The organism is Flavobacterium sp. (assembly GCF_025352425.1).
Lineage (GTDB): Bacteria > Bacteroidota > Bacteroidia > Flavobacteriales > Flavobacteriaceae > Flavobacterium.
Window position 1 is genome coordinate 1 of sequence record NZ_JANXTI010000035.1, and the last position, 14,507, is coordinate 14,507.

Sequence of the window (14,507 nt, forward strand, 5' to 3'; positions counted from 1 at the left end):
CAGCTGTCCGAAAACAGATTTACTAGAAAAATAATTACTTTTACTCATCGTTATTTGAATTTTTGCAACTCTAAATTACGATTTTAATTGAGAAGCCATTTTTATGGCTTCTTTTTTATTTACTTTTATCGGACAACAATGCAAAATTATATGTCTTAATTGCTTTCGAAATGTTACAAAGAAAGACTTGCTTTTGTACTTTTGCAAAAAAATGCGCGATTTTATCAAGAAATATAGGATTTTCATTGGGACTATGGTGATTTTTTCTATCATAACTATCACGTTGTTTTACAATGTTTTAAACCCAAGTAAAACGCTACCTATTTATAATCCTGCGGATGTCAATCCGGAGTTGGTGGATTCAACTGTACAATATATTGCCCGTGAACACAAAATCGGCAATTTTTCTTTTATCAATCAAAATGGAAAAGTGATTACGCAAAAAGATTACGAAGGCAAAATTTATGTTGCCGATTTTTTCTTCACTACCTGTCGATCCATTTGCCCAATTATGACCACGAATATGGTTGATGTGCAAAACGCCATTTTAAATAATCCAAAAGTGATGTTGCTTTCACATACGGTAACTCCGGAAATTGACAGCGTTCCTGTTTTGAAAAAGTATGCTCATGAAAAAGGCGTCGTTGATAGTAAGTGGAACCTCGTTACCGGCGATAAAAAAGACATTTACAGCATGGCACGAAAATCCTATTTGGCAGTAAAATTGGGCAAACCAAATGAATTATACGATATGGTTCATACCGAAAATTTTGTGCTGGTTGATGCTCAAAAACGTGTTCGTGGTTTTTATGATGGTACAAAAAAAGAAGAAATCAATCGCTTGATTGACGATATCAATTGGCTTTGTGAGAATGACAAAAAGTAGTTAACCGATAATTATCATTCAAAATTCTTTTTTTATGTTACTTTTGCAATCTTAATTCAATCTAAATAAGCATTGAGAACTACTATTGATTTATTGCAAATTGGAGACATTGCCACAATTATTAATGTTGATTTGGACAAAATTCCACTTAAGCTTTTAGAAATGGGTTGTTTCCCGGACAACACCGTAGAAATAATCCAAATTGCACCACTCGGTGATCCAATTTATCTAAATGTAAATAATGGCTCTCATTTGGCTATCAGAAAGGAAACTGCTCGTGAGATTGAAGTTGAAATCCTGAAGAAATAAGTAAACATGAGCATCGAAAATATCAATGTTGCTTTAATTGGAAATCCAAATACCGGAAAAACTTCGGTGTTTAATCAATTGACAGGATTGAAGCAACAGGTTGGAAATTATCCCGGAATAACGGTGGAAAAAAAATTGGGCTTTTGTAAATTAACCAATACAATCAAAGCCAATATTCTGGATTTACCCGGAACTTATAGCCTGAATGCAAGTTCAATTGACGAAAATGTTGTCATCGAATTGCTTCTCAATAAAAACGACAAACTCTTTCCCGATGTCGCGGTTGTAATTACAGATATTGAAAATTTCAAGCGAAATCTTTTACTTTTTACACAAATAAAAGATTTGGAAATTCCGACGATTCTTGTCATTAATATGGCGGATAGAATGAAACCAAAAGGAATTTCACTCAATATTACCCACCTTGAAGAAGAATTAAAAACTAAAATTGTTTTAGTTAGTACCCGAAAAGGATATGGAATTGATGACCTAAAAAATCAAATCGTCGCATATAAATCATTATCAACAGAACCTTGCATGAATGCGTCGAGCATTGATGAAGAGTATTTCAACAAACTACGCCATGCTTTTCCAAATCAATTGTTATATAAACTTTGGCTGGTGATTACGCAAGATGTGAATTTTTTAAATTTGGAACGGAATGAAATCCGGAATTCTTTCACAAAATCGCATTCCGATTTAAAGCGTTTGCAACAAAAGGAAACCATAAAACGATACCAATTTATCAATGACACATTGAAGATTGGTCAAACCATTGACGCGACTAACGCCACCGATTTGCGGTCAAAACTAGATAAAGTGCTGACCCATAAAATCTTTGGTTATGCTATTTTCTTTGGGATTTTACTTTTGATTTTTCAGTCTATTTTTGATTGGTCAAGTATTCCGATGGATTTTATTGATGCCACTTTTGCTGATTTGGCAAATTTTGTAAAAACCCATCTTCCGGCGGGAGAATTAACCAATTTAATTAGTGAAGGGATTATTCCCGGGATTGGCGGGATTGTAATTTTTATTCCACAAATTGCGTTTCTTTTTCTCTTTATTTCTGTGCTTGAAGAAAGCGGTTATATGAGTCGGGTTGTGTTTTTGATGGATAAAATCATGCGCCGTTACGGACTTTCAGGAAAAAGTGTCGTGCCCCTAATTTCGGGAACAGCTTGTGCGATTCCGGCGATTATGAGTGCACGAAACATTGAAAATTGGAAGGAACGATTGATTACAATTTTGGTTACGCCTTTTATAACATGTTCTGCGCGTTTACCGGTTTATGCTATCTTGATTTCTTTGATAATTCCCAATAAACGATTATTAGGGTTTTTCAGTCTTCAGGGCGCAACCTTGATGATTCTGTATCTTTTAGGTTTTGGAATGGCAATTTTTTCGGCCTATATTTTAAATAAAATTTTGAAGGTTAAAACCAAATCCTATTTTGTTGTTGAAATGCCTAATTATAAATTGCCGCTTTTAAAAAATGTAGCGATTAATGTAATTGAAAAAACCAAATCCTTTGTTTTTGGAGCCGGGAAAATTATCTTGGCGATATCAGTAATTCTTTGGTTTTTAGGTTCTCATAGTCCAAATACATCTTTTAAAAATGCAGAAAAAATAGTAATTGACAACGCAAAGAGCGAAGGTAGAAACCTTAATAAAGGTGAGATTGGAAACCTTACAAGCACCTATAAATTGGAGAATTCATACATTGGAATAATTGGAAAATCTATTGAGCCAGCAATAAAACCTTTAGGCTACGATTGGAAAATTGGCATTGCCGTAATTACATCCTTTGCTGCCCGTGAAGTTTTTGTTGGTACATTGGCAACCATTTATAGTGTTGGAAATAATAACGATGACACCACTATAAAAAGTAAAATGCAAGCCGATGTTCGCGCCGATGGAACCAAGATATTTAATTTTGCATCGGGCGTTTCCTTATTGCTTTTTTATGCGTTTGCGATGCAATGTGCCAGCACGCTAGCAGTAACCAAAAAGGAAACCAACACTTGGAAATGGCCAATGGTTCAGCTAATTTTTATGAGTGGATTTGCTTATATAACTGCGTTAATTGCGTATCAATTCCTCAAATAATGGATACACAACACTTTCTTGTTTATCTAGTCGTTGCTGTAGCATTTGTTTTTTTAATCCGAAAGTTTTTTTGGAAGAAAAAGTCAGATAAAAACTGTGGTGATGATGATTGTGGTTGTCACTGAATAATTTTTACAAAGAGATTATTGGCTATCATATTTGAAACTGTAACCAGTTTTTCTTCCACTTTTATTTTTAATGACTGATCAAATTCTTCTTTAGCTAAAACCTGAATTTTAGAACCTAATGTTATTTGATTTTTATCCAAATACTTCAAAAATTGTGTGGACGAATCTTTTACCCCAATGCAAATTCCAATTTGGTTTTCGTGCAGTTCAGACAATACTAATTTCTCTACTTTATTGATTTTACCGCTAGCATCAGGAATTGGATCTCCATGCGGGTCTTCAGTTGGGTTGCCTAAAAAATCATCCAATTTATTGATAAGTTGTTCCGATTTTATGTGTTCCAATTGTTCGGCAATATCGTGGACTTCGTCCCAAGAAAAGTGCAGTTTATCTACCAAAAAAACTTCCCATAAGCGATGCTTTCTAACAATCATCTTAGCCGAAAGTTTTCCTTTTTCTGTTAATAAAACACCTTGGTATTTTTTGTGAATTATTAATTCCTTTTCAGCCAGCTTCCTTAGCATATCAGTTACTGATGAAGCCTTGGTTTCCATTTTTTCAGCAATGGCATTCGTGCTTACCTCAACTCCGGAAGCAGCGGTTATATGGTAAATGGTTTTTAAATAATTTTCTTCTGAAAAAGTCATTTTGCTTTTATGATATTTGTCTTAGATACTCGAATTCTAGCCCAGATAGTAGTGGAAATCCTTTTTGAATTTGTTTTTACAAATTTAAAAAGATTGTAACGAATAGCTGGAAATAGCTTCAAAAAAATTAATTTTTTACAATAAACAAAGGTATGGCGATTTTATGTCGGACGTTGTTCACTGTCGTGCCAAATAACAAATCTTTGAAACCGGTGTGGCCATGAGTTCCCATAATTAATAAATCGTAATTGCCTTCATTAATTATTTTTGGAATAATTTTTCCCGGTTTTCCGAATCCTAATTTGACTTCTATTTGAAATCCTTTTTCTTCCAATAGCTTTTTATAATCCAATAATAATTTCTCGTCTATTGTTGTTTCAAGGTCACTGGTTTTATTCCCATAAACCATTGCTCCCACAGTTTCTACAACATGTATTAATGTATATTTTGTTTCTTTGCTACCTATGTCAAAGGCATGATTTAGTGCTTTTTCATCGGCTAAAGAAAAATCTACTGTAATAGCAATGTTTTTCTTTTCATAATTTCTTTTCGGACTAAGTTTTACAATCATATTGTGAGGTGAATGATTTCCGATTACCTCTTTTGCATCAGTAACAAATGGTTTGAAAACAATATATAAAAGCAAAATTAAGAATCCAAACGCAATGGGAACAACGGTAAACCATAAAACAATTGGGTTTTCTGAAGTTTCGAGCCAACCTTGAATTTCGTTAAAAACTAGCTTGGCATTTAAAGAAACAATTATAATGGCAACAATCCATGAGAAAATTTGAGTAATTGTACTAATTTGAAATCCTTTCATTTTGGTTTTATCACTCACAAAATGAATAAGCGGAATGATGGCAAAACCCAATTGTAGGCTCAAAATCACCTGACTAAAAATCAGCATTTTCCCTGTTACGCTTTCACCATAAACCAAAATGACAATTACAGCAGGAATAATAGCTATCAATCGGGTGATTATTCGTCTTACCCAAGGTTGAATTCTCAAGTTAAGATATCCTTCCATAACGATTTGACCTGCCAAGGTTCCTGTAATTGTGGAGCTTTGTCCTGCCGCAATTAAGGCAACCGCAAATAATATTGGCGCCCACTTTGTACCTAACATTGGTTCCAAAAATTTATGCGCATCCTGAATCTCGGCAACATCAAACATTCCGTTTTGATAAAATACGGCTGCACCGAGGATCAAAATAGCAGCGTTTACAAAAAAAGCCAGGTTCAGGGCAATCGTCGAATCTATAAAATTATATTTCAATGCCTGCTTAATACCCGTTTTACTTCTGTCAAATTTTCGGGTTTGAACTAATGAGGAATGCAGATACAAGTTATGAGGCATAACCGTGGCGCCAATGATCCCAATAGCAATATACAATGCATTTTCATTAGGCAGTGACGGGATTAATCCTGTAAATACTTTGCTCATTTCGGGTTGGGCAAAAATCATTTCAATAATAAAGGAAATCCCAATAATCAGTACTAACGCGATAATAAAAGCTTCCATTTTTCGAATCCCTTTGTTGATTAAAAAAAGTAGTAGGAATGTATCCAAAACGGTTATCATAACGCCCTGAATCAAAGAGATGTCAAAGAGTAAATTTAAACCAATTGCCATTCCCAGAACTTCTGCCAAGTCACAAGCAGCAATGGCAATTTCTGCTAAAAAATATAATATATAATTGATAAAGGGAGAATACGTTTCACGTGATGCCTGCGCCAAATCGCGTTGGGTAACAATGCCTAATCGTGCGCTCAAACTTTGAAGCAGCAATGCCATTATGTTACTCATCAATAAAACCCAAAGCAGCGCATAACCAAACTGACTTCCGCCTGCAATATCGGTTGCCCAGTTTCCCGGATCCATATAACCAACACTAATTAAATATGCCGGTCCAAGAAATGCTAAAATTTTTCTAAAACCGGTTTTTTTATTTTCTGTAGCAACTGATTGATTTACTTCCTCTAAAGACTTGCTCATTTTTTTAAAATATTTACACAAAGATAAAAATATATTTGATTAGAGTAAATAATTTTTTAGTTTTGTCTAAAAATAAACATGAGAAATATTATACTTTGGTTTTGTATTTTAGGATACTCAACAAGTCAGGCACAAACAGAACCTATTCAAGCCGACCGACCGGATCAAACTGAAACGCCGGCGATTGTACCAAAAGGAATGTTTCAAGTAGAAACTGGTTTTACATTTCAAAAAAATGACGAAAATAGTACTTCCATTAGCGTGCCAACCGTGTTATGGAAATATGGTGTAAACGAAAACTTTGAATTGCGGTTGATTACGGAATTCATCTCAGAAAAAATAGATGGTGAAAAGAAATCTGGTCTCACTCCGGTTTTAGTCGGACTAAAAGTCAAACTATGCGATGAAAAAGGAATTATTCCGAAAACTTCTTTTATTGGCCATATTGGGTTGCCAAATGCGGCATCTTCAGGATACAAATCTGATTTCGTGGCGCCGGAATTTAGATTTACCATGCAGCATACGCTTTCAGATAAAATTTCTATAGGCTATAATTTAGGCTGTGAGTGGGATGGAATGACGCCCGAGACTACTTTTGTTTACACTTTGACTACAGGATACTCTATTAGTAAAAAACTTGGCTGTTACGCTGAATTGTTTGGCTTTGCGCCCGAAAAGGATAAGCCCAATCACAATTTTGATGCTGGTTTAACCTATTTGATAAACAACAATTTTATGGTAGATTTGTCTTCAGGAATTGGCATTACGGATAATGCACCGGAGCATTATTTTGCTTTTGGTTTTTCATTCCGGATATAAATGAAACATTATCATTACATTTTTACGGGTTCGGGTTTATCTGCTTTGATGACCGTATATGAAATGGTACTTTCAGGAAAATTTCAAGATAAAACTATTTTATTGATTGATGAGGATTCCAAAAAAAAAAATGACCGAACCTGGTGTTTTTGGGATGAAGATAATCCATTCGATCAAATCGTTTCGAAAAAATGGCAAACGGCACTTTTTGCTGATAAAAACTTCAAAAGAAAATTAGAACTTGAACCTTATCAATACCAAATGATTAAGGGTTTTGATTTTTATACGTTTGTTTTTGAAATGATTTCGAAGCATCCGAACATTCATTTTGCCAAGCAAAAAGTAATTGATTTTCAGGAACTGGGAAATCATTGTGTAGTAAAAACCGATGCCGAAAATTTTACCTGTAACAAAGTTTTCAACTCAATTTTCAATCCCGAAATTGTAAAAAATCAAACAAGATATCCTTTTTTGCACCAGCATTTTATTGGTTGGTTTATCAAAAGCCAAGAAGTTGTTTTCAATCCGGATTGTGCTACGTTCATGGATTTTTCTGTTGAACAGAAAGACAACACTCGATTTATGTATGTCTTGCCAACTTCAGAAACTGAAGCTTTGATTGAGTATACGTTATTTTCCAAAGATTTGTTGCCAAAAGAAGAATACGAAACTGAAATCAAAAACTACATCAATCAATTAGGAATTACAAATTACGAATTACGAGAGAAAGAACACGGAAACATACCAATGACTTGTTATCCATTTTGGAAACACAACACTAAAAACATTATAAATATTGGCTCTGCCGGCGGTTGGACGAAAGCAAGTACAGGCTTTACTTTTAAAAAAACAAGGGGAAAATCAAAAGCTTTGGTTAAATTTCTAAAATACGAAAGCGATTTTAAAAAATTCCACAAAAAAGACAAATTCTGGTTTTATGATTTGTTGTTTTTGGATGTTTTGAATCGAAGAAATGATTTGGGTGCCGAAATTTTTTCATCACTTTTCAAAAAAGGAAACCCAACCTTAATCTTCAAATTCCTTGATGAGGAAACTTCCTTTTTTGAAGATTTACATGTAATCCGGAAATTCCCAAAAGGGCTTTTTATCAGAGCATTATTCCGCAGGATTTTCATTGTTTAAATTTAATGATAAGAAAACTTTATAGTTTCTTTAAAACTTAGCACTGCAATTCTCATTATCTTTGTGTCTGATTTCAATATTATAATATTCTACATCTAATTATTTAAAATTCAAAATATGTATCCAGAACAAATGGTATTACCAATGCGTGCTGAATTAACTGCCGCAGGTTTTCAAGATTTATATAATGCAGAAGCAGTAGAAAACGCCATCAAAGCAGAAGGAACAACACTTGTAGTTGTCAATTCGGTGTGTGGTTGTGCTGCTCGAAACGCCCGCCCGGGAGCAAAAATGAGTTTAGATGGTGCCAAAAAACCTGATCATTTGGTAACGGTTTTTGCCGGTGTTGACAAAGAAGCCGTTGATGCAGCGCGTCAGCATATGTTTCCTTTCCCTCCATCATCGCCAAGTATGGCTTTGTTCAAAAATGGCGAATTGGTTCATATGTTAGAACGTCACCATATTGAGGGCCGACCGGCAGAAATGATTGCTGAAAACCTAAAAGACGCTTACGCGGAATTCTGTTAAAAAGTAATAGCAAGAATCAATAATAGATTTTACCGCAAATTCGCAAATTATAATGGGAAATTAAATTTTCGAATTTGCGGTCCTTTTTTATAAATTTACCCTCAAATTCTTCCACTTAGAATTTACACATATTTCTCACTTAAACGTTTATAGCATGCAACTGTATAACACCTTAAGCGCAGAAGAAAGAGCCGAACTTATTGATCAGGCTGGCAAACAACGACTGACGTTGTCTTTCTATGCGTATGCCAAAATTGAAAACCCTCAACAATTTCGAAACGATTTATTCATTGCTTGGAATGCACTCGATGCGCTTGGCCGAATTTATGTTGCACATGAAGGAATCAATGCCCAAATGAGTGTCCCTGCTGAAAACTTTGAGACTTTCCGAAACACGTTGGAAGTTTATGATTTTATGAAAAGCATCCGATTAAATGTGGCTGTTGAACAAGACGACCATTCCTTTTTGAAGCTGACCATAAAAGTACGTGATAAAATTGTAGCCGATGGATTGAACGATGAAACTTTTGATGTAACAAATATCGGAATTCATTTAAAAGCCAAAGAATTCAACCAAATTCTAGATGATCCAAATACTATTGTAGTCGATTTCAGGAATCATTACGAAAGCGAAATTGGCCATTTCAAAGGCGCGATAACTCCGGATGTGGAAACCTTTAGGGAAAGCTTGCCTATTATCAACGAACACCTTAAAAATCACAAAAACGATAAAAATCTCGTAATGTATTGCACCGGTGGTATTCGTTGCGAAAAAGCTAGTGCGTATTTCAAACATCAGGGTTTTAAAAATGTTTACCAGCTTGAAGGTGGCATTATTCAATACGCCAAGCAAATAAAAGAAGAAGGCTTGGAAAGTAAATTCATCGGTAAAAATTTCGTTTTTGACCATCGTCTTGGCGAAAGAATTACGGATGATATCGTTTCGCAATGCCATCAATGTGGAAAACCGTGCGATAACCACACCAATTGTGAAAACGAAGGCTGTCATTTATTATTTATTCAATGTGACGATTGTAAGGCCGCAATGGAAAACTGCTGTTCGGCCGAATGTCAGGAAATAATCCACATGTCGTTGGTTGATCAGGTGAAATTGCGTCGTGGTGTAAAAAACGGGAATATGATTTTCCGAAAAGGGAAATCGGAAAAACTATTGTTCAAGCATTCGGGTGAACTATCTGATAAATCATTGGCTACAGCCGAAAAGTCGAAAAACATCCGTCAGAAAATAAAAGTCAAAAAAATTCTCATTGGCAAAGCCGAACATTATTACGCAAAACCACAAGTCGGCCTTTTTATTATCGAAAATCAAGAGCTGAATATTGGTGATAAAATATTGATTACGTGACCAACAACAGGAAATCAGGAAATTATTATCGAAAAAATGTTCGTCAACGGAAGCGAAAATAGTGTTGCTAAAGTCGGTGATAAAATCACTATGAACTTACCTTTCAGAATTCGTTTATCTGATAAACTGTATAAAATTTTATCCTGAAATTTTCGAAATTCAATAGTTAAAATCCAAAATCCAAAAAAATAAAGTGGTTTGGAATTTGGAATTTTTTTATTGTAATTTATTTTTTTAAAATACTATCTTTACCAATTAATCGTTTTATGAATTATAAGTTGCTCTTTGCAACACTCTATATATAATTATGGCTTGTCAAAGTTGTTCAACAGCTGATGGTAGTGCACCAAAGGGTTGTAAAAATAATGGGACTTGCGGCACCGATAGCTGCAATAAATTAACGGTTTTTGATTGGTTGGCCAATATGAGTTTGCCCAATGGAGAAACTGCTTTCGACTGCGTTGAAGTTCGCTTCAAAAACGGAAGGAAAGAATTTTTTCGCAATACCGAAAAACTCACGCTCAGTATCGGCGATGTTATAGCTACTGAAGCTTCACCCGGACACGATGTTGGCATTGTGACACTTACTGGCGAATTGGTAAGGATTCAAATGAAGAAAAAAGGTGTAAATCACACCAGCAGCGAAATCCCAAAAATATACCGAAAAGCTTCCCAAAAAGACATCGATATCTGGAGCGATTCCCGCGACAAAGAAGAACCAATGAAGGTGAAAGCGCGTGAATTAGCAATTATTCACAAATTGGAAATGAAAATTTCCGATATCGAATTTCAAGGCGATGGTTCCAAAGTTACTTTCTATTACACTGCAAACGACAGGGTTGATTTCCGGCTTTTAATAAAAGATTATTCTCGTGTATTCAGTACCCGAATTGAGATGAAACAAGTTGGCTTACGACAGGAGGCGTCTCGCCTTGGCGGAATTGGTTCCTGCGGAAGGGAATTATGCTGTTCGACTTGGTTAACTGATTTCCGCAGCGTAAATACTTCTGCAGCGCGTTACCAACAATTGTCCTTAAATCCACAAAAATTGGCCGGGCAATGCGGTAAATTAAAATGCTGTTTGAACTATGAATTGGACACTTATCTAGATGCCTTAAAAGGTTTTCCTGATTTTGAAACCAAATTAAAAACAGAAAAAGGCGACGCCATTTGTCAAAAACAAGATATTTTTAAAGGATTAATGTGGTTTGCTTACATTGATAATTTTGCGAATTGGCACGTTTTAAAGATAGACCAGGTCAAGGAAATAATCGCTGAAAACAAACAAAACAAAAAAGTAAGTTCTCTTGAAGATTTTGCTATTGAAACGGTTGCTGAACCTGAAAAAGATTTTAATAATGCTATGGGGCAAGAAAGCCTGACTCGTTTTGACCAACCTAAGAAGAGCAAAAACAAAAACAGGAACAAAAACAAAAATAAGGTTTCAAGTCTACCGGACCCACAGGCAAACAAGGCGAAGTCAAATCAAAACCAGGCTAAAATTCAGGGTAATGGACAACCTGAGGCAAAGCCGAGCGGAACTAAGCTAAATCCAAATAAAGGACCAAACCAACAACAAAATCAACCCGAGGCGAAGCTAAACCAGCAACCTGCAGATAAAAAACCAATAATTATAAAGAAGAATGAAAATAAAGAATAGCATCCTTTTTATTTTAATCCTTCTTATGGCTATTTCTTGTGATAAAAAAAGGGTTTTTGACGAATATAAATCGGTTGGGAAAACTTGGCATAAAGACAGTATCGTGACTTTCGAGTTGCCAAAATTGGACCAAAAAAAATTCTTTAATTTGTATGTAAATGTTAGGGATAATGACGATTATCCATTCAATAATTTGTTTCTGATTGTTTCTTTGGAACAACCCAACCGAAAAGTAACTGTTGACACATTGGAATATCAGATGACGAATCCTGACGGAACCCTTCTTGGAGATGGCTTTTCGGACATTAAAGAAAGTAAGCTTTTTTACAAAGGAAAAACAAACTTCACTCAAAAAGGAATTTATAAAATTCACATAAAGCAGGCAACGAGACAAACCGGGAAGATTGAAGGCGTAACTGCTCTTCCGGGCATTTCTGATGTTGGCTTCAGAATAGAATCTACAGAATAAATTATGGCAAAAAGAAATAAGACTTCGGACAAAGACATTAACTATTATAAAAATAAATTTTGGAAGTTGTTTTTTTATGGTCTTGGCGTTATGGCTTTGTTTTTCGCTTTGGCTTCATGGGGATTTTTTGGAAGTATGCCTTCTTTTGAAGATTTAGAAAACCCGGAGTCAAATTTGGCTACTGAAATTATTTCTTCTGATGGCATAACACTCGGGAAATTCTACAACGAAAACAGAACACCAATCAAATTCGAAGATTTACCGCCCACCCTCGTAAAAGCATTAGTTGCTACAGAAGATGAGCGTTTCTACGAACATTCCGGGATTGATGCCCGAAGAACTTTTGGAGCTGCTTTAAAATTAGGAGCTAATGGCGGAGCCAGTACATTAACACAGCAATTAGCCAAATTATTATTCCATGGCGAAGGGTCAACATTTAAACTTTTCAGGGTTATTCAAAAAGTAAAAGAATGGATTATTGCTGTCAAATTGGAACGTCAATATACCAAAAACGAAATTATCGCGATGTATCTCAACAAAGCCGATTTTGTAAATACAGCCGTCGGGATTCGTTCCGCTTCCAAAGTGTATTTTGGTAAGGAACCACGCGATTTGACTGTTGACGAAGCGGCAATGTTTGTCGGAATGCTTAAAAATCCATCTTATTTTAACCCTTTACGCCGCATCGAAAAAGTTCGCTCCAGAAGAAATACAGTTTTGGGCCAAATGGTTAGAAATGGTATTTTGGATAAAGCAACCAAAGATAAATTGGCAAGCCAACCAATCGTTTTACACTTTCACCCGGAAAGTCACAAGGAAGGAACGGCTACTTATTTTAGGGAATTCCTTCGTGAATACATGAAAAATTGGGCAAAAGAAAATAAAAAACCCGACGGGAGTGATTATGATATTTACAGTGACGGCTTAAAGATTTACACTACGATAGATTCAAAAATTCAGGAACACGCAGAAGAAGCTGTTCAGGCGCATATGAAAAATCTGCAGAAACAATTCTTTGAAGAGCAAAAAGACAACAAGAATGCACCTTTCCTGAAAATTACTCCGGAAGAAACCAAAAGAATCATGGACAAAGCCATGAAATCATCCGATCGTTGGAGAATCCTTAAGGAGGATGACAAATCAGACGAAGAAATTACGGCTTCGTTTCAAGTGCCAACAAAGATGAAAATATTCTCCTGGAATGGCGAAATCGACACAATAATGAAACCTATTGACTCCATTCGCTATTACAAACATTTTCTGCAAACCGGAGTAATGTCAATGGAACCCAAAACAGGCCACATCAAGGCTTGGGTTGGAGGAATTGATTATAAATATTTTCAATACGATCACGTTGGGCAAGGCGCCCGTCAAGTGGGTTCCACTTTCAAACCTTTTGTTTATGCAACCGCCATCGAACAATTAGGAATGTCGCCATGCGATTCGATTATTGATTCGCCATTTACAATTCCGGTTGGAAGACACCATGTTACCGAAGCCTGGACACCAAAAAACTCAGACAACAAGTATCGCGGAATGGTCACCCTCAAAAAAGCATTAGCAAATTCCATCAACACCGTTTCCGCAAAACTTATGGATAAAGTTGGGCCCGAAGCAGTTGTTGCCTTAACCAAAAAATTAGGCGTAAAGTCAGACATTCCTGTGCAGCCCTCTATCGCGCTGGGCGCTGTTGAAATTACTGTGGAAGATATGGTTGCCGCGTACAGTACATTTGCCAATCAGGGTGTTTATATCAAACCGCAGTTCATTAGCCGAATTGAAGATAAAAATGGTGTGGTGATTTATGAACCAATTCCTGAAACACATGATGTTTTGAATAAGGACATCGCCTATGCTGTTATCAAACTGTTGGAAGGTGTAACCGAAGAAGGTTCCGGTGTTCGGCTTAGAACCCAAGGTGGTGGAAGCGGCGACAATCGCTGGACCGGCTATCCGTATATGTTCACTAATCCAATTGCCGGAAAAACAGGAACTTCCCAAAATCAATCCGATGGCTGGTTTATCGGAATGGTGCCAAACTTAGTCACCGGAGTCTGGGTTGGCTGCGAAGATCGTTCCGCACGTTTCAAAGGAATTACTTATGGCCAGGGCGCGACTGCTGCGCTGCCTATTTGGGGTTATATGATGAAAAAATGTTATGAAGATAAGGATTTGCTGATTTCAAAAGATCCGTTTGAACGTCCTGAAAATCTTTCCATAAAAGTAGATTGCTGGGCACCAAGAAAAGTTGTGGTTGATTCCACGGCGGTTCCAACAGAAGAAGAGGAACAAAACCCGGATGAATTTGGATTGTAAAATTTAGGATTTATTCTGAATTTATTTCAGAAGCTATTCCAGCTTTCCACTCTATCTTTTCCTCGTTAATGAAACGAGAAAAAGGATGTCGTTGCAATCTGGGCTAAAACATAGAATAACGACCAACC

12 protein-coding genes and 1 pseudogene are annotated in these 14,507 nt (G+C 36.0%); 11 read left to right on the top strand and 2 right to left on the bottom strand.

Translation table 11 applies throughout. The features are described 5' to 3' along the window. The first annotated feature begins 211 nt into the window (after nucleotides 1–211). From Q0Q99_RS05010 to Q0Q99_RS05025, 4 genes are all read left to right on the top strand, one after another. Entirely contained in the window at nucleotides 212–886 is a 675-nt protein-coding gene (locus Q0Q99_RS05010; RefSeq protein WP_293892356.1) for an SCO family protein, read from the top strand. A 72-nt stretch (nucleotides 887–958) separates the two neighbouring features. Continuing rightward, entirely contained in the window at nucleotides 959–1,195 is a 237-nt protein-coding gene (locus Q0Q99_RS05015; RefSeq protein WP_293892359.1) for a FeoA family protein, read from the top strand. 6 nt (nucleotides 1,196–1,201) lie between these two features. Then, entirely contained in the window at nucleotides 1,202–3,304 is a 2,103-nt protein-coding gene (gene feoB / locus Q0Q99_RS05020) for a ferrous iron transport protein B (RefSeq protein WP_293892362.1), read from the top strand. After that, the gene (locus Q0Q99_RS05025; protein ID WP_293892365.1) at nucleotides 3,304–3,429 is read left to right on the top strand and encodes a FeoB-associated Cys-rich membrane protein; all 126 of its coding nucleotides are present in this window, start codon (nucleotides 3,304–3,306) and stop codon (nucleotides 3,427–3,429) included. The genes feoB and Q0Q99_RS05025 overlap by 1 nt, the downstream gene beginning before the upstream one ends. Here the strand turns inward: Q0Q99_RS05025 and Q0Q99_RS05030 are convergent. Together Q0Q99_RS05030 and Q0Q99_RS05035 are read right to left on the bottom strand one after the other, a co-directional pair. Beyond that, complete coding sequence (locus Q0Q99_RS05030; protein ID WP_293892368.1) at nucleotides 3,423–4,079, bottom strand: metal-dependent transcriptional regulator; 657 nt, start codon at nucleotides 4,077–4,079, stop codon at nucleotides 3,423–3,425. The genes Q0Q99_RS05025 and Q0Q99_RS05030 overlap by 7 nt on opposite strands. 127 nt (nucleotides 4,080–4,206) lie before the next feature. Further along, nucleotides 4,207–6,078 (bottom strand): Nramp family divalent metal transporter, encoded by a 1,872-nt coding sequence (locus Q0Q99_RS05035; protein WP_293892371.1) that lies wholly within the window; start codon nucleotides 6,076–6,078, stop codon nucleotides 4,207–4,209. 78 nt (nucleotides 6,079–6,156) lie between these two features. Between Q0Q99_RS05035 and Q0Q99_RS05040 the strand changes: the two genes are divergently transcribed. The 7 genes and pseudogenes from Q0Q99_RS05040 to Q0Q99_RS05070 all read left to right on the top strand — a co-directional run bounded on the left by Q0Q99_RS05040 (nucleotide 6,157) and on the right by Q0Q99_RS05070 (nucleotide 14,379). Continuing rightward, nucleotides 6,157–6,897, top strand: coding sequence for a transporter (locus Q0Q99_RS05040; RefSeq protein WP_293892374.1), 741 nt, complete (start codon nucleotides 6,157–6,159; stop codon nucleotides 6,895–6,897). Continuing rightward, nucleotides 6,898–8,040: a lycopene cyclase family protein gene (locus Q0Q99_RS05045; RefSeq protein WP_293892377.1), complete on the top strand. Its 1,143-nt coding sequence runs from the start codon at nucleotides 6,898–6,900 to the stop codon at nucleotides 8,038–8,040. A gap of 117 nt (nucleotides 8,041–8,157) precedes the next feature. Further along, a complete protein-coding gene (locus tag Q0Q99_RS05050) occupies nucleotides 8,158–8,568 on the top strand; it encodes a BrxA/BrxB family bacilliredoxin (RefSeq protein WP_293892380.1) in 411 nt (136 codons plus the stop codon). Between the two features lie 154 nt (nucleotides 8,569–8,722). Then, nucleotides 8,723–10,081: pseudogene (locus Q0Q99_RS05055) on the top strand (rhodanese-related sulfurtransferase). A 160-nt stretch (nucleotides 10,082–10,241) separates the two neighbouring features. Beyond that, nucleotides 10,242–11,594, top strand: coding sequence for a regulatory iron-sulfur-containing complex subunit RicT (locus Q0Q99_RS05060; protein WP_293892383.1), 1,353 nt, complete (start codon nucleotides 10,242–10,244; stop codon nucleotides 11,592–11,594). Further along, nucleotides 11,578–12,063 carry a gliding motility lipoprotein GldH gene (locus Q0Q99_RS05065; protein ID WP_293892386.1) on the top strand — a complete coding sequence of 162 codons (486 nt, stop codon included), beginning with the start codon at nucleotides 11,578–11,580 and terminating at the stop codon, nucleotides 12,061–12,063. Before Q0Q99_RS05060 ends, Q0Q99_RS05065 begins: the two co-directional genes overlap by 17 nt. Before the next feature lie 3 nt (nucleotides 12,064–12,066). Continuing rightward, complete coding sequence (locus Q0Q99_RS05070) at nucleotides 12,067–14,379, top strand: penicillin-binding protein 1A (protein ID WP_293892389.1); 2,313 nt, start codon at nucleotides 12,067–12,069, stop codon at nucleotides 14,377–14,379. Nucleotides 14,380–14,507 lie beyond the last annotated feature (128 nt).

Excerpts from the sequence above, each read along its gene's own strand:
- Q0Q99_RS05010 (WP_293892356.1), top strand. The coding sequence starts at position 212 with ATGCGCGATTTTATCAAGAAATATAGGATTTTCATTGGGACTATGGTG.
- feoB (WP_293892362.1), top strand. The coding sequence starts at position 1,202 with ATGAGCATCGAAAATATCAATGTTGCTTTAATTGGAAATCCAAATACC.
- Q0Q99_RS05025 (WP_293892365.1), top strand. The coding sequence starts at position 3,304 with ATGGATACACAACACTTTCTTGTTTATCTAGTCGTTGCTGTAGCATTT.
- Q0Q99_RS05030 (WP_293892368.1), bottom strand. The coding sequence starts at position 4,079 with ATGACTTTTTCAGAAGAAAATTATTTAAAAACCATTTACCATATAACC.
- Q0Q99_RS05035 (WP_293892371.1), bottom strand. The coding sequence starts at position 6,078 with ATGAGCAAGTCTTTAGAGGAAGTAAATCAATCAGTTGCTACAGAAAAT.
- Q0Q99_RS05040 (WP_293892374.1), top strand. The coding sequence starts at position 6,157 with ATGAGAAATATTATACTTTGGTTTTGTATTTTAGGATACTCAACAAGT.
- Q0Q99_RS05045 (WP_293892377.1), top strand. The coding sequence starts at position 6,898 with ATGAAACATTATCATTACATTTTTACGGGTTCGGGTTTATCTGCTTTG.
- Q0Q99_RS05050 (WP_293892380.1), top strand. The coding sequence starts at position 8,158 with ATGTATCCAGAACAAATGGTATTACCAATGCGTGCTGAATTAACTGCC.
- Q0Q99_RS05060 (WP_293892383.1), top strand. The coding sequence starts at position 10,242 with ATGGCTTGTCAAAGTTGTTCAACAGCTGATGGTAGTGCACCAAAGGGT.
- Q0Q99_RS05065 (WP_293892386.1), top strand. The coding sequence starts at position 11,578 with ATGAAAATAAAGAATAGCATCCTTTTTATTTTAATCCTTCTTATGGCT.
- Q0Q99_RS05070 (WP_293892389.1), top strand. The coding sequence starts at position 12,067 with ATGGCAAAAAGAAATAAGACTTCGGACAAAGACATTAACTATTATAAA.